Source organism: Pseudomonas sp. NFACC45 (genome assembly GCF_900113505.1).
Lineage (GTDB): Bacteria > Pseudomonadota > Gammaproteobacteria > Pseudomonadales > Pseudomonadaceae > Aquipseudomonas > Aquipseudomonas tehranensis.
Genome location: NZ_FOPO01000012.1, coordinates 213,545 through 228,000 on the forward strand (window position 1 = coordinate 213,545; position 14,456 = coordinate 228,000).

General features: G+C 50.5%; 13 protein-coding genes and 5 pseudogenes. 5 read left to right on the top strand and 13 right to left on the bottom strand.

Annotated elements, in window-relative coordinates; all coding sequences use genetic code 11:
- Positions 1 to 96 precede the first annotated feature (96 nt).
- Positions 97 to 1,264 (bottom strand): annotated as a pseudogene (locus BM132_RS22290) (Arm DNA-binding domain-containing protein).
- A gap of 53 nt (positions 1,265 to 1,317) precedes the next feature.
- Between BM132_RS22290 and BM132_RS22295 the strand changes: the two are divergent.
- Positions 1,318 to 1,716: a hypothetical protein gene (locus BM132_RS22295; protein ID WP_092458887.1), complete on the top strand. Its 399-nt coding sequence runs from the start codon at positions 1,318 to 1,320 to the stop codon at positions 1,714 to 1,716.
- 207 nt (positions 1,717 to 1,923) lie between these two features.
- On the opposite strand, the gene BM132_RS22300 is transcribed toward BM132_RS22295, so the two are convergent.
- The 5 genes and pseudogenes from BM132_RS22300 to BM132_RS22320 all read right to left on the bottom strand — a co-directional run.
- The gene (locus BM132_RS22300) at positions 1,924 to 2,412 is read right to left on the bottom strand and encodes a hypothetical protein (RefSeq protein WP_092458777.1); all 489 of its coding nucleotides are present in this window, start codon (positions 2,410 to 2,412) and stop codon (positions 1,924 to 1,926) included.
- The gene (locus BM132_RS22305; protein WP_092458779.1) at positions 2,403 to 2,696 is read right to left on the bottom strand and encodes a type II toxin-antitoxin system TacA family antitoxin; all 294 of its coding nucleotides are present in this window, start codon (positions 2,694 to 2,696) and stop codon (positions 2,403 to 2,405) included. Before BM132_RS22305 ends, BM132_RS22300 begins: the two co-directional genes overlap by 10 nt.
- A 347-nt stretch (positions 2,697 to 3,043) precedes the next feature.
- Positions 3,044 to 3,307 (bottom strand): hypothetical protein, encoded by a 264-nt coding sequence (locus tag BM132_RS29000; protein WP_371264152.1) that lies wholly within the window; start codon positions 3,305 to 3,307, stop codon positions 3,044 to 3,046.
- A gap of 239 nt (positions 3,308 to 3,546) precedes the next feature.
- Positions 3,547 to 3,666: pseudogene (locus BM132_RS22315) on the bottom strand (baseplate assembly protein); the annotation flags it as partial.
- Positions 3,663 to 3,920: pseudogene (locus tag BM132_RS22320) on the bottom strand (phage baseplate assembly protein V); the annotation flags it as partial. The pseudogenes BM132_RS22320 and BM132_RS22315, both read right to left, overlap by 4 nt.
- Before the next feature lie 216 nt (positions 3,921 to 4,136).
- On the opposite strand from BM132_RS22320, the gene BM132_RS22325 reads away from it, so the two are divergent.
- Positions 4,137 to 4,508: a hypothetical protein gene (locus BM132_RS22325; protein WP_092458781.1), complete on the top strand. Its 372-nt coding sequence runs from the start codon at positions 4,137 to 4,139 to the stop codon at positions 4,506 to 4,508.
- A 57-nt stretch (positions 4,509 to 4,565) separates the two neighbouring features.
- On the opposite strand, the gene BM132_RS22330 is transcribed toward BM132_RS22325, so the two are convergent.
- Positions 4,566 to 5,138 (bottom strand): hypothetical protein, encoded by a 573-nt coding sequence (locus BM132_RS22330; RefSeq protein ID WP_092458783.1) that lies wholly within the window; start codon positions 5,136 to 5,138, stop codon positions 4,566 to 4,568.
- Between the two features lie 345 nt (positions 5,139 to 5,483).
- Here BM132_RS22330 and BM132_RS28265 point away from each other — a divergent pair, with 345 nt between their 5' ends.
- Positions 5,484 to 6,416, top strand: coding sequence for a M48 family metalloprotease (locus BM132_RS28265; RefSeq protein WP_143092384.1), 933 nt, complete (start codon positions 5,484 to 5,486; stop codon positions 6,414 to 6,416).
- An 85-nt stretch (positions 6,417 to 6,501) separates the two neighbouring features.
- On the opposite strand, the gene BM132_RS22340 is transcribed toward BM132_RS28265, so the two are convergent.
- The 5 genes and pseudogenes from BM132_RS22340 to BM132_RS22360 form a co-directional block, all read right to left on the bottom strand.
- Positions 6,502 to 6,930 carry a hypothetical protein gene (locus BM132_RS22340; protein ID WP_143092385.1) on the bottom strand — a complete coding sequence of 143 codons (429 nt, stop codon included), beginning with the start codon at positions 6,928 to 6,930 and terminating at the stop codon, positions 6,502 to 6,504.
- A gap of 162 nt (positions 6,931 to 7,092) precedes the next feature.
- On the bottom strand, positions 7,093 to 7,257 hold the full coding sequence (locus BM132_RS22345; RefSeq protein WP_092458789.1) for a phage virion morphogenesis family protein: 165 nt from the start codon (positions 7,255 to 7,257) through the stop codon (positions 7,093 to 7,095).
- Between the two features lie 92 nt (positions 7,258 to 7,349).
- On the bottom strand, positions 7,350 to 8,048 hold the full coding sequence (gene gpM, locus BM132_RS22350) for a phage terminase small subunit (RefSeq protein ID WP_092458791.1): 699 nt from the start codon (positions 8,046 to 8,048) through the stop codon (positions 7,350 to 7,352).
- A 10-nt stretch (positions 8,049 to 8,058) separates the two neighbouring features.
- Positions 8,059 to 8,838, bottom strand: a complete 780-nt coding sequence (locus BM132_RS22355) for a phage major capsid protein, P2 family (protein ID WP_092458793.1) — start codon at positions 8,836 to 8,838, stop codon at positions 8,059 to 8,061.
- Positions 8,839 to 8,857: 19 nt separating this feature from the next.
- Positions 8,858 to 9,561 (bottom strand): annotated as a pseudogene (locus BM132_RS22360) (GPO family capsid scaffolding protein); the annotation flags it as partial.
- Positions 9,562 to 9,563: 2 nt separating this feature from the next.
- Between BM132_RS22360 and BM132_RS22365 the strand changes: the two are divergent.
- Positions 9,564 to 10,043, top strand: a pseudogene (locus tag BM132_RS22365) (DUF4113 domain-containing protein); the annotation flags it as partial.
- A 225-nt stretch (positions 10,044 to 10,268) separates the two neighbouring features.
- Here the strand turns inward: BM132_RS22365 and BM132_RS22370 are convergent.
- Positions 10,269 to 12,287 carry a hypothetical protein gene (locus BM132_RS22370; protein WP_092458795.1) on the bottom strand — a complete coding sequence of 673 codons (2,019 nt, stop codon included), beginning with the start codon at positions 12,285 to 12,287 and terminating at the stop codon, positions 10,269 to 10,271.
- A 766-nt stretch (positions 12,288 to 13,053) separates the two neighbouring features.
- Between BM132_RS22370 and BM132_RS22375 the strand changes: the two genes are divergently transcribed.
- Positions 13,054 to 14,178, top strand: a complete 1,125-nt coding sequence (locus BM132_RS22375; RefSeq protein ID WP_092458797.1) for a DUF3800 domain-containing protein — start codon at positions 13,054 to 13,056, stop codon at positions 14,176 to 14,178.
- Positions 14,179 to 14,456 lie beyond the last annotated feature (278 nt).

The window sequence follows — 14,456 nt, forward strand, 5'->3', positions numbered from 1 at the left end:
TAAGGTATGGGGAAGTTCCCTACACTCAGCCCGCTAGCTCGGGTGAATGATTGTTTCGGACATTGAACTTCGATTATAGATGTAGAGTCTACAGGACTAAATTTTCAATGCGAGTTGCAACATCCCCACCACGTCGGGTCCATCCTCGTTGATCCATATCCCGTAATGCTGACGGATCATGTTTCCGTTGGTATGTCCCATCTGCTCGGCGATCCAATCGATTGAGGCAATACCTGTTGTCAGAAGCTGACTAGCGTACGTGTGTCGGCATTGACCAGGCCCGCGATAGCGAACCTCGGCCGCGTTCAAGTGAGCTTTGAAGAAACGATCTCGCACAACGAAGTCACTCACGTGCGGCAGACCGCTTTTGGTGTTCAGAAACACAAAGTGCAACTTATGCTGTCGTACTGTCTTATTGTCCCGCTCAACGATATCGACCGTCTGCGCTTTCTTAGCCGGATTCATCGCATCGATCTTGCGTAGCGCATCTCACGCTGGCTCCAGAAGCCGCACCTTCCGAGTCGAGCGCCGGGTTTTCGTTACTCGATAAGCGCCACGCACCTTGGAGCGGCGAAACGTCACCGTCCCATGCTGCAAATCGACGTCCTCCCAAGCCAACGCAATCGTTTCCGATACCCGCGGCCCCGCCCAAATCATGAACTGAATCATCAACAGTTCTTGCACGCGATGCGTCGGCGTCTCAAGGATCTGCTTGATCTCCGCCCTGGTGAATGGGTCCGGTGCTTCAGGATCCGGCAGGCGCACAAACAGCCCCCTCAGTCGGATCATGTGCAACCTTCTTGCGAGTCCGGTAAAGCCTAAAGAGCTGTCGCACATTGCTGATGATGTCCCGAATGGTCTTATTCTTCAGCCGCGTCGACAGCGTGTCCTGCACCCATTCCTGCAAATCCAAATGATCAATTTGATCGATCTGCACCTTGCCCCAGCGCGGCCGGACATGTACCTAGGCCTTATTGGCATAGCCGCGATAAGACGTAGCGGCAACGCTGTTGCTTTTGATCTTCAGCCACAGATCTAGGTAGTGACCGAAGGTGTTCTCAACCAGGTTGGCTGAGTTAGGGAAATGCCGGCTGTAGTTGAAGGTGCCGGCCTGGATCTCGTATTCGATGATATTCACCAGGCGCTGCGCTTGCTCCCGGGTGGCTGCCGTGTTTCCGCCCGGTATAAGCTCCCTGTACCGCTTCCCATTAAAACGAAAATAGACTCGTATGGAATTGCCTCGAGCCTCTACTCCTTGTGTCATGTGCTTCCCCTTTGCAACGTATCGAGGAAGGGCCCATTGACGGGCCTTTCCGTATTGCGTTCGTTTTCGGGCTCCGTGTTAAAGAGTTCGAGGTGGCGACGAAGGCGGGCGTTGCGCAGCTCCAAGCCAACCTGAAGGCACCGAAACTGCCAGGGCAAACCGAGGTAGACGAAAACCAGTACCCGCGTACCCATTTGCTGACCGAGCGGGAGGGGTGGGAGCCACCGCACCGGGATCTGATCGGCGCATATTTCCGGCATTTTCAGATGCATTTTCCGGCCTACAACACGGATGCCAAGTTGGCGACGCTGTTGGGGCTGTCATCGGATCGTCGGGTGAGGGCTTTCAAAGATGGCAGCAAGGCGCCGTCCTATGGGGGTTGGCGGCGCTTACTCGTGCTGACGGGCCGTGTCCCACAGGAAATTATTCCCGTGCTGGCATTTATGGCTTAGACGCGAGAGTAAATGCCCCAATCGTCGGAGTGACGACCCAGTATCAAAGCACCAGCAGCACTCGTCCTGGCTGCCATGAGGCGGCCGCCGGATAAGCTGTGCAGAGAGTTAAGAAGTTTCAGGTAGAGCCTGCAAAGGGGCTGTGGTCGCAATGACCACACCCTAGTCCTAGGTATCCCTGCAGTTCATCCGTGCGGGACCGACGTATTACCGGAGCGGCAGCATTAACGTGATAGGCGAAAGCCCAGGGCACGGTATAAACCCAGCATATTTGGCATAGAAGTCTGATAGCCGCTCATTAAGCGGATGCACGATCATGGCGGTAGAACCAATAGTGGCAGACGCCGTGATCGCCCGCTCGATTGCATCCTGCAGCAGGTCAATCGCAAAGCCTTGGCCTTGAGCCGCCAAAGTGATCCCCATCCGGCCCAACAGTGTCACGGGATGCACGCTTGGCGAGTTGCGTTGATGACTCTTGGGGACAACGTTTTCCCGGGCGATCGATCCGCTGGATAGGGTGTAGTACCCCATCACGACAGGCGTATCCTTGCGGCAGACCACATAGACCACGGCCTGTTTTGCCGCCTGAGCTTTGCGGGCTTGCCTTTGAAGGTAATCGTTGATCGACGTCACGCCCGAATCGAATTCATCCAGGATGTGTTCGTCGTTCAGCTTTTCGGGAGCTCTCAGCTCCACCGTTTGGGCCTTTCGAGAAGTTGATGTAGGCACTCGTTACCTCGAATCGGGTTGGCTTCCATTGCCTGTTCAAATGCGTCAAATGCAACGTCGTCGAGAAGGAACAGACGCTTATCCAGAATGACTTCCTCTGCTTTCTGACAAGCAGCTTCCAGGATAAAGCTGGTTCGATCACGACCGGACATAGCAGCTGCCAGATCGATCAGGTTCCGTTTTTTTTCGTCCGCTCTCATGTTGATAGGAACGGGTTTGGATCTTTCAATGCTTTCAATTGTTACTGTCATGTTTCACCTATGAGCTGGTTTGAGGAAGTGCCTCGCTCTCCTTATGACTAGGGTAGGGTTGGTGAAGTTGTAATTTTCATCGTGGAATCCTTCCGGTCGTGAAGTGGATCGTTGAGGTTCAGGCCATGAGGGTAGCCTTGGGATGATTCTATCCTGGCTGTGTAGCTAATGTATATACGCGTGTAGCTTGTAGCTACATCTTCTGTCTTGCCTATGGATGGTTCAAGATCCGCCCAACCCACTCCGCCACCTGCGTAACAACGGCGTTTCCGGCACTGAAAGCCTCCGCAAGGTTGGCCGCATCCAGTCCGAGGCAGAACCCATCATCCTCAGCCGCTCGCTGTCGCTCAGCCATCTGATCCCATCCGTTCGGGTGAGCGACGAAAGTGGTACAGCCCAAAGCGAACTGGGATCCGGCTTTGTTTGCCAATAGAGTATTGGCAGCCCAGGTATCCGCGGGGCGTGGCCATTGGATCGAGAGACGCTGGAGGTATTGCGTCCACTGGCGCGGCGTCAGCCAGGAACTCGAAGGGGGGCAAGCGTCGATAACCTGCGACCAGGAATATTCGACGACGTTGCTGGGGGACTCCGAAATATTGAGCATTAAGCACTCGTCAAAATCCCACATACCCGCAGTCCGCAAGGGCCCGGATGACTGCCTCAAAGTCGTCGTTAACCTGCTCGCTGAGACATCGACAGGAGAGAGGTTATGGGCGCCGCACTGGCGCACGTCTTCGAACTGGCGCGCATGGGAAAATTGATCGGCAAGCACAGCCCGGTTGACGGGGTTGAGTTCAACTTGCCAGGAGCTGCGGTATCCCGTGTTTTCAAATCCGACATCAAAGCCTCCTAACAGGCTGCCGTATTCCCGGCGCATGACCCGGGTACCGAGGCGCGTGCTGAGGATGTCGCTCATTGATTGGGCGATGCTTTCTTCAGTGGTAAGGGGCGAGCCGGTATATCGGTTCATACGGGGTTCCCCGTCATGCCGCTGCCAGGCGTGACGCCGCTGTGAGGGTGGTTTACCAGGCTGATGCCGGCGGCCACCACGTCCTCCGAGACGGTGACCTTTCCGGTGACTGTCTGGTTGCCGGTTTGGGTGTAATCGCCCTTGTGCGTGATGTCGCCGATCAGGTTGATGCCGCCGGGGCTGATCAGAGTGGTGCTGCCGCCATCGGTGAGGGTGGCTTTGAGGTGGTGGATAGTGCTGTCGTACTCAATCACGTGGAGGCATCATCTGGACGGAGGCGATGGTGCCGTAGCGGATGAGGTTTTCGATTAGGCGGGTGAGGGTGAGTAGGTTGTTCATGGCATGTTGACGTTCCACGATCAGGCTTTCATCTAGAAGAGCTTGTATCGATAGTCTTTACAGGCGCTGAAATTAGACTTCTAATTCGCGTTCAAACGTAAGTGGCGTCGTGCCGATTGTAAGGATGGAAAATGAAAGGGTTGATGGCTGTTACAGAGTTAAGAGAAGCGTGGGACGGTGCCAGTAATTTTAAAGTTCAAGGCGCGGGTCACCTGTTTTTTTCTGCAAATGTTATTTACCAATCTGCGAGGCGCGGGCAAGAACATAGCGTAAACGCTGTGCATATTATTAGAAATGGAAATAAAGACGGGACGGTTAATATTATGGAAGGTGATGAGCTGTCAGCAGAGACTCATCACCTAGAGCTATCTCATAGGTTCCAATCTTACGCTTTTGATCCTGCCGATAACTCATTAATTATTGAGGGTGACTCCAAAGAAAAAATGGGAGGAAGCTATTCGATTAAAATTGTTCCGAACGGCTTGCCAGCCAGCTGGACATGAATGGATCTTAGTGTTCAGAGTGGCGCCGAATTTGGCGTCACTTGCTCAGCAATACGGTCATTTCAATATGGCTAAGGCCAATAGTACCATCGTTGCGACAAGGTTGAAAGTAGTTACTATAATTATTATGTTGATGCTTTTTGTTATTTGTGTTGTCGTTTTGGTTACTTGTTCGATGCGTGTCGTGTTGTCTAATATTGCTTTTTCTAAGTTGGTGTTTATCGTCGGCGTGTGATCGAGGGTGGATTCGTTATCGCTTGAGGATTTATCAGCATGCAAGGCAATGATGCTGCCGCCAGCGCCAGAGCAAGCTAGTAGCATCACCTGACCAATTACCTCGAAATGCTCAAGAGCATCTTGTGGGGTGTGGGTTTTATCTACAAAGGCAAAAAGGTATTTAGGGTAGACAAGTTGGTATAGAACACCAAACCCGATAAGAAATACCCCTTTTAATACCCGGTCTTGTCTCATTTCTAGCAAAATAATGAAGCAGACAAATGTGCCTAGCATCGCTAGATTTAAAGCCAGTCTTTGATGTTCAAAAAAACCGATTAGTGGTGAAATGACGAACATGAATAAAATTGCCGTTGTCATTAGTGTGGCGAGCCGATAACTTCTGCTTCTGTTCATTTTTATACAATCCTTAGCATTAAAATTAGACTAGAGCATTCATTCGCCTGAAGCGATCTATTGAAGCCCTGATACAGCGACGCCTCGTGTTGAGTGTTGGTTGACGATCGTATCCTTAACCACGACACGTTTCCCGGCAACTGGGATGGGCCCAACCAAGGGAGTCTTGATTCGCCGCCATTGGGCTGTTTGTTGAATGGCTTCAGGTTGCGCGCGCGATGGGCGTCCCGTGAGGTGGCGACCAGTCGGGGATGATATTTATTATCGATTGAGTTGAGGGCTGGCAAAGTGATATTTACCGACTAGCATCATTGTATTTCCAGCCAAGAATGGAGGTTAAGCCAAATGAACGGGAAATTAATAGCGCTCGTGGTAGCTCTAGGCTCCATGTCTTCGGCTTCTGCAATAGATCGAATTGACATGGAGCAATCTTGTAATTATGAGGGAACAGCCTATGCCGAGGACGTTTATGGTTTCGCCTCAGACAACGAAGCAACCAAAGCCCTAGGAAAGGTGATGTCATACGCTGGTTTAGAACCGAATTTTGTTATCAAAGCCGCAAACGTGCCGAATGCGGCTGCTGTCATCCAGGGACCTCAGCGGATGATTCTCTATAATCAGACCTTTATGGAGGGAATCCAAGACGCTACCAAAAACGACTGGGTAAAAATAAGCATTTTGGCACACGAAATTGGTCACCATCTTCAAGGCCATACTCTCCAAGCCGGTGGCAGCAGGCCGGAAATTGAGTTAGAGGCTGATAAGTATTCTGGCTTTATTCTCCAGAGAATGGGGGCGTCTTTAGACAATGCGCAAACAGCTATGAGAGCGATTGGCTCTGAGCAGGGGAGCCCGACCCATCCGGCCAAGCAGGCTAGACTTGCTGCGATTGCAAATGGCTGGATGGCTGCACGTGATTTGAACACAAACAAGCCCAGCGATACGGTGCCAAATAGCACACCTACCCCACAGCCGGTGCCGACATCGCCAAGCACCGGTCCATCTCCAACTCAGCCTACAACTCCAGCCTATGTGCTCAGGGCTGTTTTCCCACAAGATCCTTACTCTTACTATGTTACCTCTACCAATGACATAGTTGCGATAACTCCACAAAATCAAGTTGTGCCTGTGGGGCGTAAAACACCACCGACAATGCCTGATTTTGTGTGGATGTATGCTACGGGGTACGTTAGTTATGGTGTTGATAGTCAAGGAAGGATATGGGGTAGGTATCCGAATGGTATGCCCTTACAAGTTGGTTATGTTACAAATCCATGATGTAGTAGGGATTCAAACTCGCCATGGCGCATTGGCGCCATGGATTAGTTTGGTGATATACCGAAAAGATTGAAATATAATTGCTTTATGAGCGGTTTTGTTTTCTTTCTTCCCAGCTGTCGCGTTCGTTTGAAATCATTGTTAGCATGATTATCACGGCTGCGTTGAAAAAGTCGGGATCCTCGGTTTGATGAACCTCTAATGCTTTATAAAACTGTTTTAGGTGATTGTCATAATTGCCGTGGAGTTTGTGTGCAATAATATTGCGAGCATCACTTAAATGTTTGGCTGCTTTAAGTAGAGGTAGATCTTCATATGTCATTAGGTTTACAAAATTTCGCACTGCGCTAGATCCCATTTGTTCAGGGATAGGCTTAAAGGCAATCGTTTCGGCCAAATCTCGCCTCGCCCTGTCAACAAGGATGTCTGCGCGAATAACCATAAAGTCAAGGTCGGTAATATCCGAAAATCCGTGTGCCATATAGAAAAGATCTGTAACCATTTTGTCTGGCAAAGCTTTGAGACCTCTTTTCAATCCTTCTAAGGCTTCAGGGTCATCTTTTTCAATCGACGGTTTTTTTCAATCGTTTTACGTAGGTATTCTTCTCGAATGTCTTTCATTTATTTCCTATGCGAAATAGTTGAATGCAGACTATCTGGTCCTCAAAGTCTGGAATTATAGACGGAGGTGTTTGCGTAAGCTCTCTCTGATGAGATCGAAATCAGAATCAGTGAGGCCGAGCAACTGGCGCCGACAGTACTTCACGTTTATAGCACCGCGCTCTGCGCGATCACGCAACCCGTCCTGATGGACCCTGGAAATCCGCTCATGGAACAGCACTCAAAAAAGGTCGCCAGTGGTCGGGGCTTCACGTTTAGGTATGTCGCCTTACCGATCCGCCCCGAGCCGGCGGGGTGCGTGGGGACGCTCGGTTAGCCGGCAGGGCCGGCAAATTTTCTGAGCAGGCGTTCGGCCCGCTCCAGATCTTTCTTGCCACCACAGGCGTCGTGCAGGGCGATGGCTTTTTTCAGCAGATCCACACCGGCTTGAAGTTGGTCGGGTTGGCCTGGGGCCTCTTCGGTGATGCCTTCCAGCGTGGCGCGGCCCATGGCGAGAAACAGCTTGGCGCGGGCCTGGTCGGGCATGTCTTCGGCGTCGGTGAGTTCGGCGGTGCGATGCAGGATGGCCAGGTCGAACGGTTCGCCGATCTTTTGGGCCTTGAACGCCGCGGTTGCGACTTCCTCGGCGGCCAAGCAACCCACGGTACGGGCGAAGCGGTCCGGCATGACCATCCTGTACTTCAGCACGTAGGTCGCGATATCGAGCCCACCGGTGAAGTCGCCGGCATCGAAGCGCCAGACCATGACAGTGGTCATCACTTCGTCCTGAGCGCCCTTGCCACCTTCCAGCATACCTTGCACGTAAGATTCGTAGCACGGCAGTAGTTGGCGCTTGAGTTCGGCCTTGCCCTGGTTGGACTGGACTTGTTTCAGGCGCAGGCGGTCTTGCAGTAGCTGATTTAACTGATGCTCGTAAGCCGTGGCACCGGCCATGGTTTGGGTGGGGTCTGTGGCCGCCGCTTCAACAGCGGCGGTGACGCGTTCAAAGTGATGGCGGCAGGGGTTGGTCATGGTGGCCGCCTCAGCTCAGGGTGATGTTTTCGGCCAGGGCGGCGCAGCCCAGGTCTTCGATGACATAGCTTTCGTTGACCGACTCGAAGTTTTCGATGCGGTCGCGCTTGGCGTTGTCGACGACGGTGCGGCGGCGCGTGCCTTCCTGCCAGTACAGCGACAGGTTGTCGAGGCGAGTGACCATCAGGCCGCTGGCCGGGAAGTGTGGCACTCGCACCGCCGGCAGGTTGCCGAGGCGCTTCTGACTGGTAACGATGTCGGCGGCCAACATTTCAGTCGGTGTCTGCACTGTGTTGATGATGGGGAAGTATTTGTCGGCCAGCAGTTGGCGACCACAAATTACGACTAGCTCGGTGTCTTCCTGATACCAGGGTTCGATGAACTCGTTGACCATGCTGACGACCAGAGCGTCGATGTTTTCGAAGTCCTTGTTGGCGCCGATTTCGATTTTACCGCTGCCGTCTTTCACTTCGGTCATGACCCGGGCAGGGTTTTCCTCGCGCATCTTTTGCAGCCAGCCGATGTTCACGTCTTGGAGCAGTTTGTTGATGGTTGGATTGGATGTCGCGGCGCGGCTGATACCGTTCCAACCGATCATGATTCGGTTGAGGGCCTGAGCCTTGATGATGGCGTCGCGAATGCGCGCTTGGAAATCCTTGAATTTTCGGGTTTCTAGCGTCTGAGCAACGCTCGGGTCTGCGGTGAATTTGGTGGTGACGTCAGCCACTCCATGCAGTTGCGCCAGTTGCTGCAGGTAGGCGTTGAACAGTACTCGGGTGTCGTTACGCATGTTGATCGCCCTTGATGAGTCAGCAGTCGGTCATGACCTGGTTCCCGCCGCCGGATACCTGCGGGCGCGTTTTCTGGTTGGGGTCCTGGGCGGTGGAGAGCTGGTTTTTCAGCTCAGTCAGTTCGGTGCTGACTTGATCGAGCCGGGTTTGTAGCCCCTTGGAGAATTGCTTCTCGGCGGCCAGTTGGTCGGGCAAATCCTTGACGTGTTCGGCGATGGCTTCGACCGCTTCACCGATCTGGGAGAACTCGCTGTCATCCCTGGCCTGCTTGCCCCTCAACAGCGCTTGCACCTTGTTGAATAGCTGGGCGCCGATGCTCGGCTTCTCGTCGATCTCCTCGAATTTCAGCTCGGTCTCGACCGCTTCGGTGAACATGGAAGTTTCCGAATAGTGACGGTCCTGGAACGGGCTGGATTCGGGTTTCTGCGCTGAGAACGTCAGGACGTCGGTGCCCAAGCTGGCGGGCGAGTCGGTGACCGCCAGGCCAACGATGTAGGCCTCGCCAGTGTCGGCAAAGCTCTCATCGATCTCGATGGAGGTGTAGATCTTTTGCTTAGCCTTGTTCATGGCGATCAGGTCGCTGGTGGGCTCGACCTTCGCGAACAGGGCCAGTTTCTTCTGGCCGTTGACGTCCACCTCTTCGGTTTTCACTGCCAGGACATCGCCGTAGGCTTGAACGGGCTATCGGGCAACAGGCTGCGGAAATGTTCCAGCCAGATACGGGGAAGCGGTGGCTACCTACATGATGCGTGCTTCGGAAAAACTCAGGGCGCAGCAGTCGCAGTGCAAGAAGATCCGCGTCAGCATCCGCACCGGCATGTTCAACCCCGAGGAGGCGAAGTACGCCAACGGAGTGCTGATTGACCTGCCGTATCCCACCGATGATGTTCGGTTGCTGACCAAGGCTGCGGTGGACGCGCTCGACCGAGTCTTCCGGCCAGGCTTCAAGTACAGCAAGGCTGAGGTGTTGTTGATGAATCTCTGTCAGCAGGGAGAGTACACCGACGACCTGTTTGCCGCCTCCCAACCAGCCGACGCCACGAAGTTAATGGCGGTGTTGGACCAGATCAACGGGCGATGGGGCAGGGGGACGCTCCGATCAGCCAGCGTGCCCGTCAATCCAGATTGGGGTATGCGTCGGGAGATGATGAGTCGGAGTTTTACAACGAGACTGGATCAATTATGGGTTGTTGCTTGTAATTAGGCGACAACTGCCCCGTTCCGAGAGATCCAACATCTAAGTCAGATGGCAGGATGACGGGCTGGTATCGGCCATAAGCGGTAAGTCATAGGCTGAGTGAGAGGAAGCCGACTATTTCTCACTTTGCCCTGACTGGTCATCTACGGAAACTAATATCGGTTGAGGCTGACGATGTGATTTGCCCATTCCGTTAGCCGGCATCAAAAGGCACCATTTACTTCCGCGCAGTCAGACAGGCAAACCCTCAGCCTTACATCTATCTAGGAATGTAAGACGATTCAAAAATTCTGTATATGTGTCTCTACTACCTGTAGTCATCCCTATAAAACTCTTAATGTGTTTGAAGAAATCATTTGCGTTATCCGATTTTTCAAGGATCATTATAATCTGCGGAATGCTCATGAATAGAGAATTATGAAATGGCATTCTGTGTTCATCCAGTTCTCCATTTGCCATGGCAAGATCTTTTAGTTTTTCCGAGTAATCTCTCCATTTTCTCAACTTCTTATCCTCATCGCTATTCGGGTGACTAGCATGACTGAGTGCCGCAATAGTAAGAAGTCTTTGTAATACTGTTTTATCTTGTAATGCACCGAAATCCGGAAGGCTCACAGAAATTCGTTGCACCTGCCGGTTGTTCAAGCGAACAGTTTGCTCGCCCTCCTTGTTAATCAGATGTAAAGAGTCATTATTTTTTAGTACGTTCTCGATACGCATGGCTTGAAAGTGAGATGCAAGGACACTATCGGCGAGATCCGTCAGAATCTTGCTCTCATCCCCAGATTGAGCCTGACGAGTGAGTCCTTTTTTCTTCATCTCAAATATATAAATATCTTTATCGGTCTCGCATAACAAGTCCACTTCTAGATCAGAATCGCCACCGAATCGGTCGCCATAGGTGATGCTTATACCTTTATCGACGAAGGCTCTCCGAAGATACTCTTCGATGGCATAACCTAGTTCGCTATCGATTTCATTTGCCCATCTACCATTTGGAAGGGCGATAGAAGCACAGACTGTATTAATGCAGCCTAGTGAAGCAATACTTTTTGGGAAGATTTTATATGTTTTTCCTGTTTTTATTGCTGGCTTGAAATAATGATCTATGTCTAGGCTTGAAGGCGGAAACTGCAGGCCTGAATTTACGTCTCCAGAAGCCACGCTCAATAGATTATCCATTGCCGCTACAACTTTGAACTCAGGTATCCTTGTTTTCAAAGCAAGGTCTTTGGCAGTCACAGTGATAAATTTTTTAGGCTCAGCTTTAGAAATCAACGCAAGGGCTACCCTGGCGACATCCTTTACTGGCACACCAAATGATTCATATTTAGCTCCATCAAATTTAGTATGCAAGAGCTTTATTAGGGACGAGGCATAACTCGCTTTTGTCTGCGCAATACCAACAAAATTGTCATACAAGATGTTGGTTCTAATGAATTCAATAAGCCCCTCTTCCTTGATATACATAGCCTCAAGCTGGCTGTAAGGCTGTATCTCATAGACAACAATAATATCCGCAATCAACATCAACAAATGATCTAAAAGTCTAGGATCCTTATTTCCGCGGGTGCCTGCATACTTTGATGCTATAGCCAGGAGATAACCGAATGGCATTGCCGCGTGAACTTCTGTTGTGCCCATTGAAACTTGGCGGTACTCCATGAAGCGCCCACTAATAGCGCTGTATGTTTTTCCAAGACGATCCAGCAAGGCGCTTAACAGTTCCTCGCCTCCATACTCGCGGCAAATCCGCTCAATATTAGTATTGATGAGCTCATGACTACTGCTTGATATATAAAAATTGTAATCATTCTCGATAAATTCAACGCCAATACTTTTTAACCTAAGATATGAATAGGCAAACGTATGTAACTTGCTCTCAAGCTGGGGGGGTGTTGCGATCTCAAAAAAGTGAAGTTCTTTGCGATTCTCTATAACTATTCTGATCAGTTGATCCCAGTTGGTCTCAGGCAACGGAGACAAACTAGGTTTCAGTTGCCTTCTAGCAATCTCGCGAATAGAGTCCAGTACTGGGCTATATTTGGAGTAGTCTAGTTTCTTTTGATGATGCAGGATTACAAGCTTTTGCCGCAGGTAAATTATTGTCGAAAGCACTTGGCCGGTATCGCTAATCTGCTGCCTGGCTTTCTCATATACCTTTTCATAACCATTTCTGGTTCGATATTCTACGGCTTCGTGGCCGTTGAAAAAAACGTCACATATCGTGACGAAAGTAATATCGTCCATAACGTTCCCAAATCCTTCGTAAATTTGCGCAAGAAATATAGCACTTTGATATTGCTGGCTCCACTCTACTTATGTCTGAGGCTCGTGCTTCTTGAAGCCGTGAAATCAATAATCCGAAGGAGGCAACAGCTCGTCAAAACCGATCCCTACGCTGCCCGCTACTCCAAATCCGCTTCATGACGGATTGAGCAGCTTTGCTGCAGGGCCATTCAGCTCCGACATAACCCTCCAAGCATGTGCGGCTGCATCGCTCAGGGCCACTATCGCCCTTAATGCTGGAGTTCGAAAAGGTGAATGGCCAGACGCCTACTTGGATATGGATACGGATGTGGAGCACAGTAGAGCTATCCGGTGGCGGCGATAAATTCATTTAGGGGCCGCGGTAAGCTTCGTAGGCTCCAGTAGATCCCGGCGCGCCGTCAGCCCCCCACCACGCCTCTGGTCTAAATGAGCTTCTTTTTCCGCAGTCCTGCACAAGGCTGAGCGCAGCCACTGCTGGGCGCGCTCATGATGATCGGACGGGGTAAAAGCCTGCGAATTTCTGCGAAAGTAAGGCTGACCAATTGCGTGGACTTGACTACCCATTTGCATCGCCACTGACCAATCGCATCATGCCAACCACCTTTAGCTATCCATTGACCGGTCTGCTAGTAGTGAAGACCGGCAAAAAATCCTATAACTGACCTTGATCTGGCTGGACTACTAAATTAAGCAATGGCATAGTGCTATTTTGTGTGCATGAATTTATATTAATAGGGATGAAACTATGTATTTTTATGTAGATGAAAGTGGGCAGACGGGACTGAACCTATTTGATGAGGATCAACCGATACTATATTACGGAGTGCTGTCTTCTCCAATAGATTTAAATATCCACGCTAAAGTACATGTCGAACGCCTGAGGAATCAGCTAGGTGTGGAGCGACTTCATGCCAATGAACTGGGAATCGACAAGCTCACGACCATATGCCGTCAGCTAGACACCATACAGCGAAAAAATGATATCTGTTTTGATATCTATCGCATAAATAAACCTGACCATGCGGCCATTAGTTTTTTTGACCAGGTTTTCGATCAGGGACTTAATAAGGCTGTTCCTTGGTCTTCATATTGGACTCCATTACGATACCCTATCTTATTGCAAGTAGCAGCCTTATTTGACTACCATACCCTCAAGCGATCATGGGAAGCTCGGATTGAGAGAAATGAGCACAGGGCAAATGAAATCCTTGTTGAGGTGCTGCAAGTATTGCTTGAAAGAGTTGAGAGCATTGACGATCCGCGCATGAAGGAAATTATCAGCGATGCGTTTCGCTGGGCCATCAAGTATCCTGAAGAAATTCATTACAGTGTGTATAGCAAAAAAGACCTTTTGCAAATATCACCAAATCTGATTGGTTTCCAATCTGTCCTCCATGGGATCGCATCCAGATTGAAACGTGACGGTGGGAAGGCGCTGAGTGTGGTAGTAGACCAGCAGTCGCAATTCAATAAGGCCCAAAAATGGATTACGGGTTTTTATCAGCAGGCTCGAGAAATTCCGATGGAGGTTGGTCCTGGGTTGCCTGTAATGGATCTAAGACACATTCCCGATGTTGCTATTTCTTGTGTCCCGGGAACCGCGAACGTAGGTCTAGAATTGGTAGATATTTATCTCTGGCTATTCAAGCGTTTCTTTGAAGGTAAACCTCTTAGCGAGCCTCTAGCAAAATTAATCGGCAAACAGTTTAATATCGGATACACCGATCAAGTTTCACTTGAGGCTATTTCAGAACGTTGGAAGAAATTCTTTGCGGATTTACCTCATCTTTCGGAAGCTGAAGAAGAAAAAATGAAGGCGGCAAGGATGATCAGCGAAGTGGAGCGCAAAAAAAATTTGGAAGGCATTTAATTTTTAACCCGACGGGTTTTGTAGCTGACGCGGGCTTCAGGTGTGGGCGTTCGCCAACCATGAATCACCATTCGGCGACGATTTTCAGGAACGCACTCGGAACAAGGTAATGTAAGAGTTCGTGCATCTATACGAGGCTGAAGGCCCCCGGCAGTCGGTTTTTCTGACATACCTTAGCAAGAGATTTTTGGTAATTTAGAGAGTTAGTTTTGTTTAAGTGATTGATTTTTATGAAGCTGGTACGAGCGATAAATTACTGTGCTCAGAGTAACTAGGTT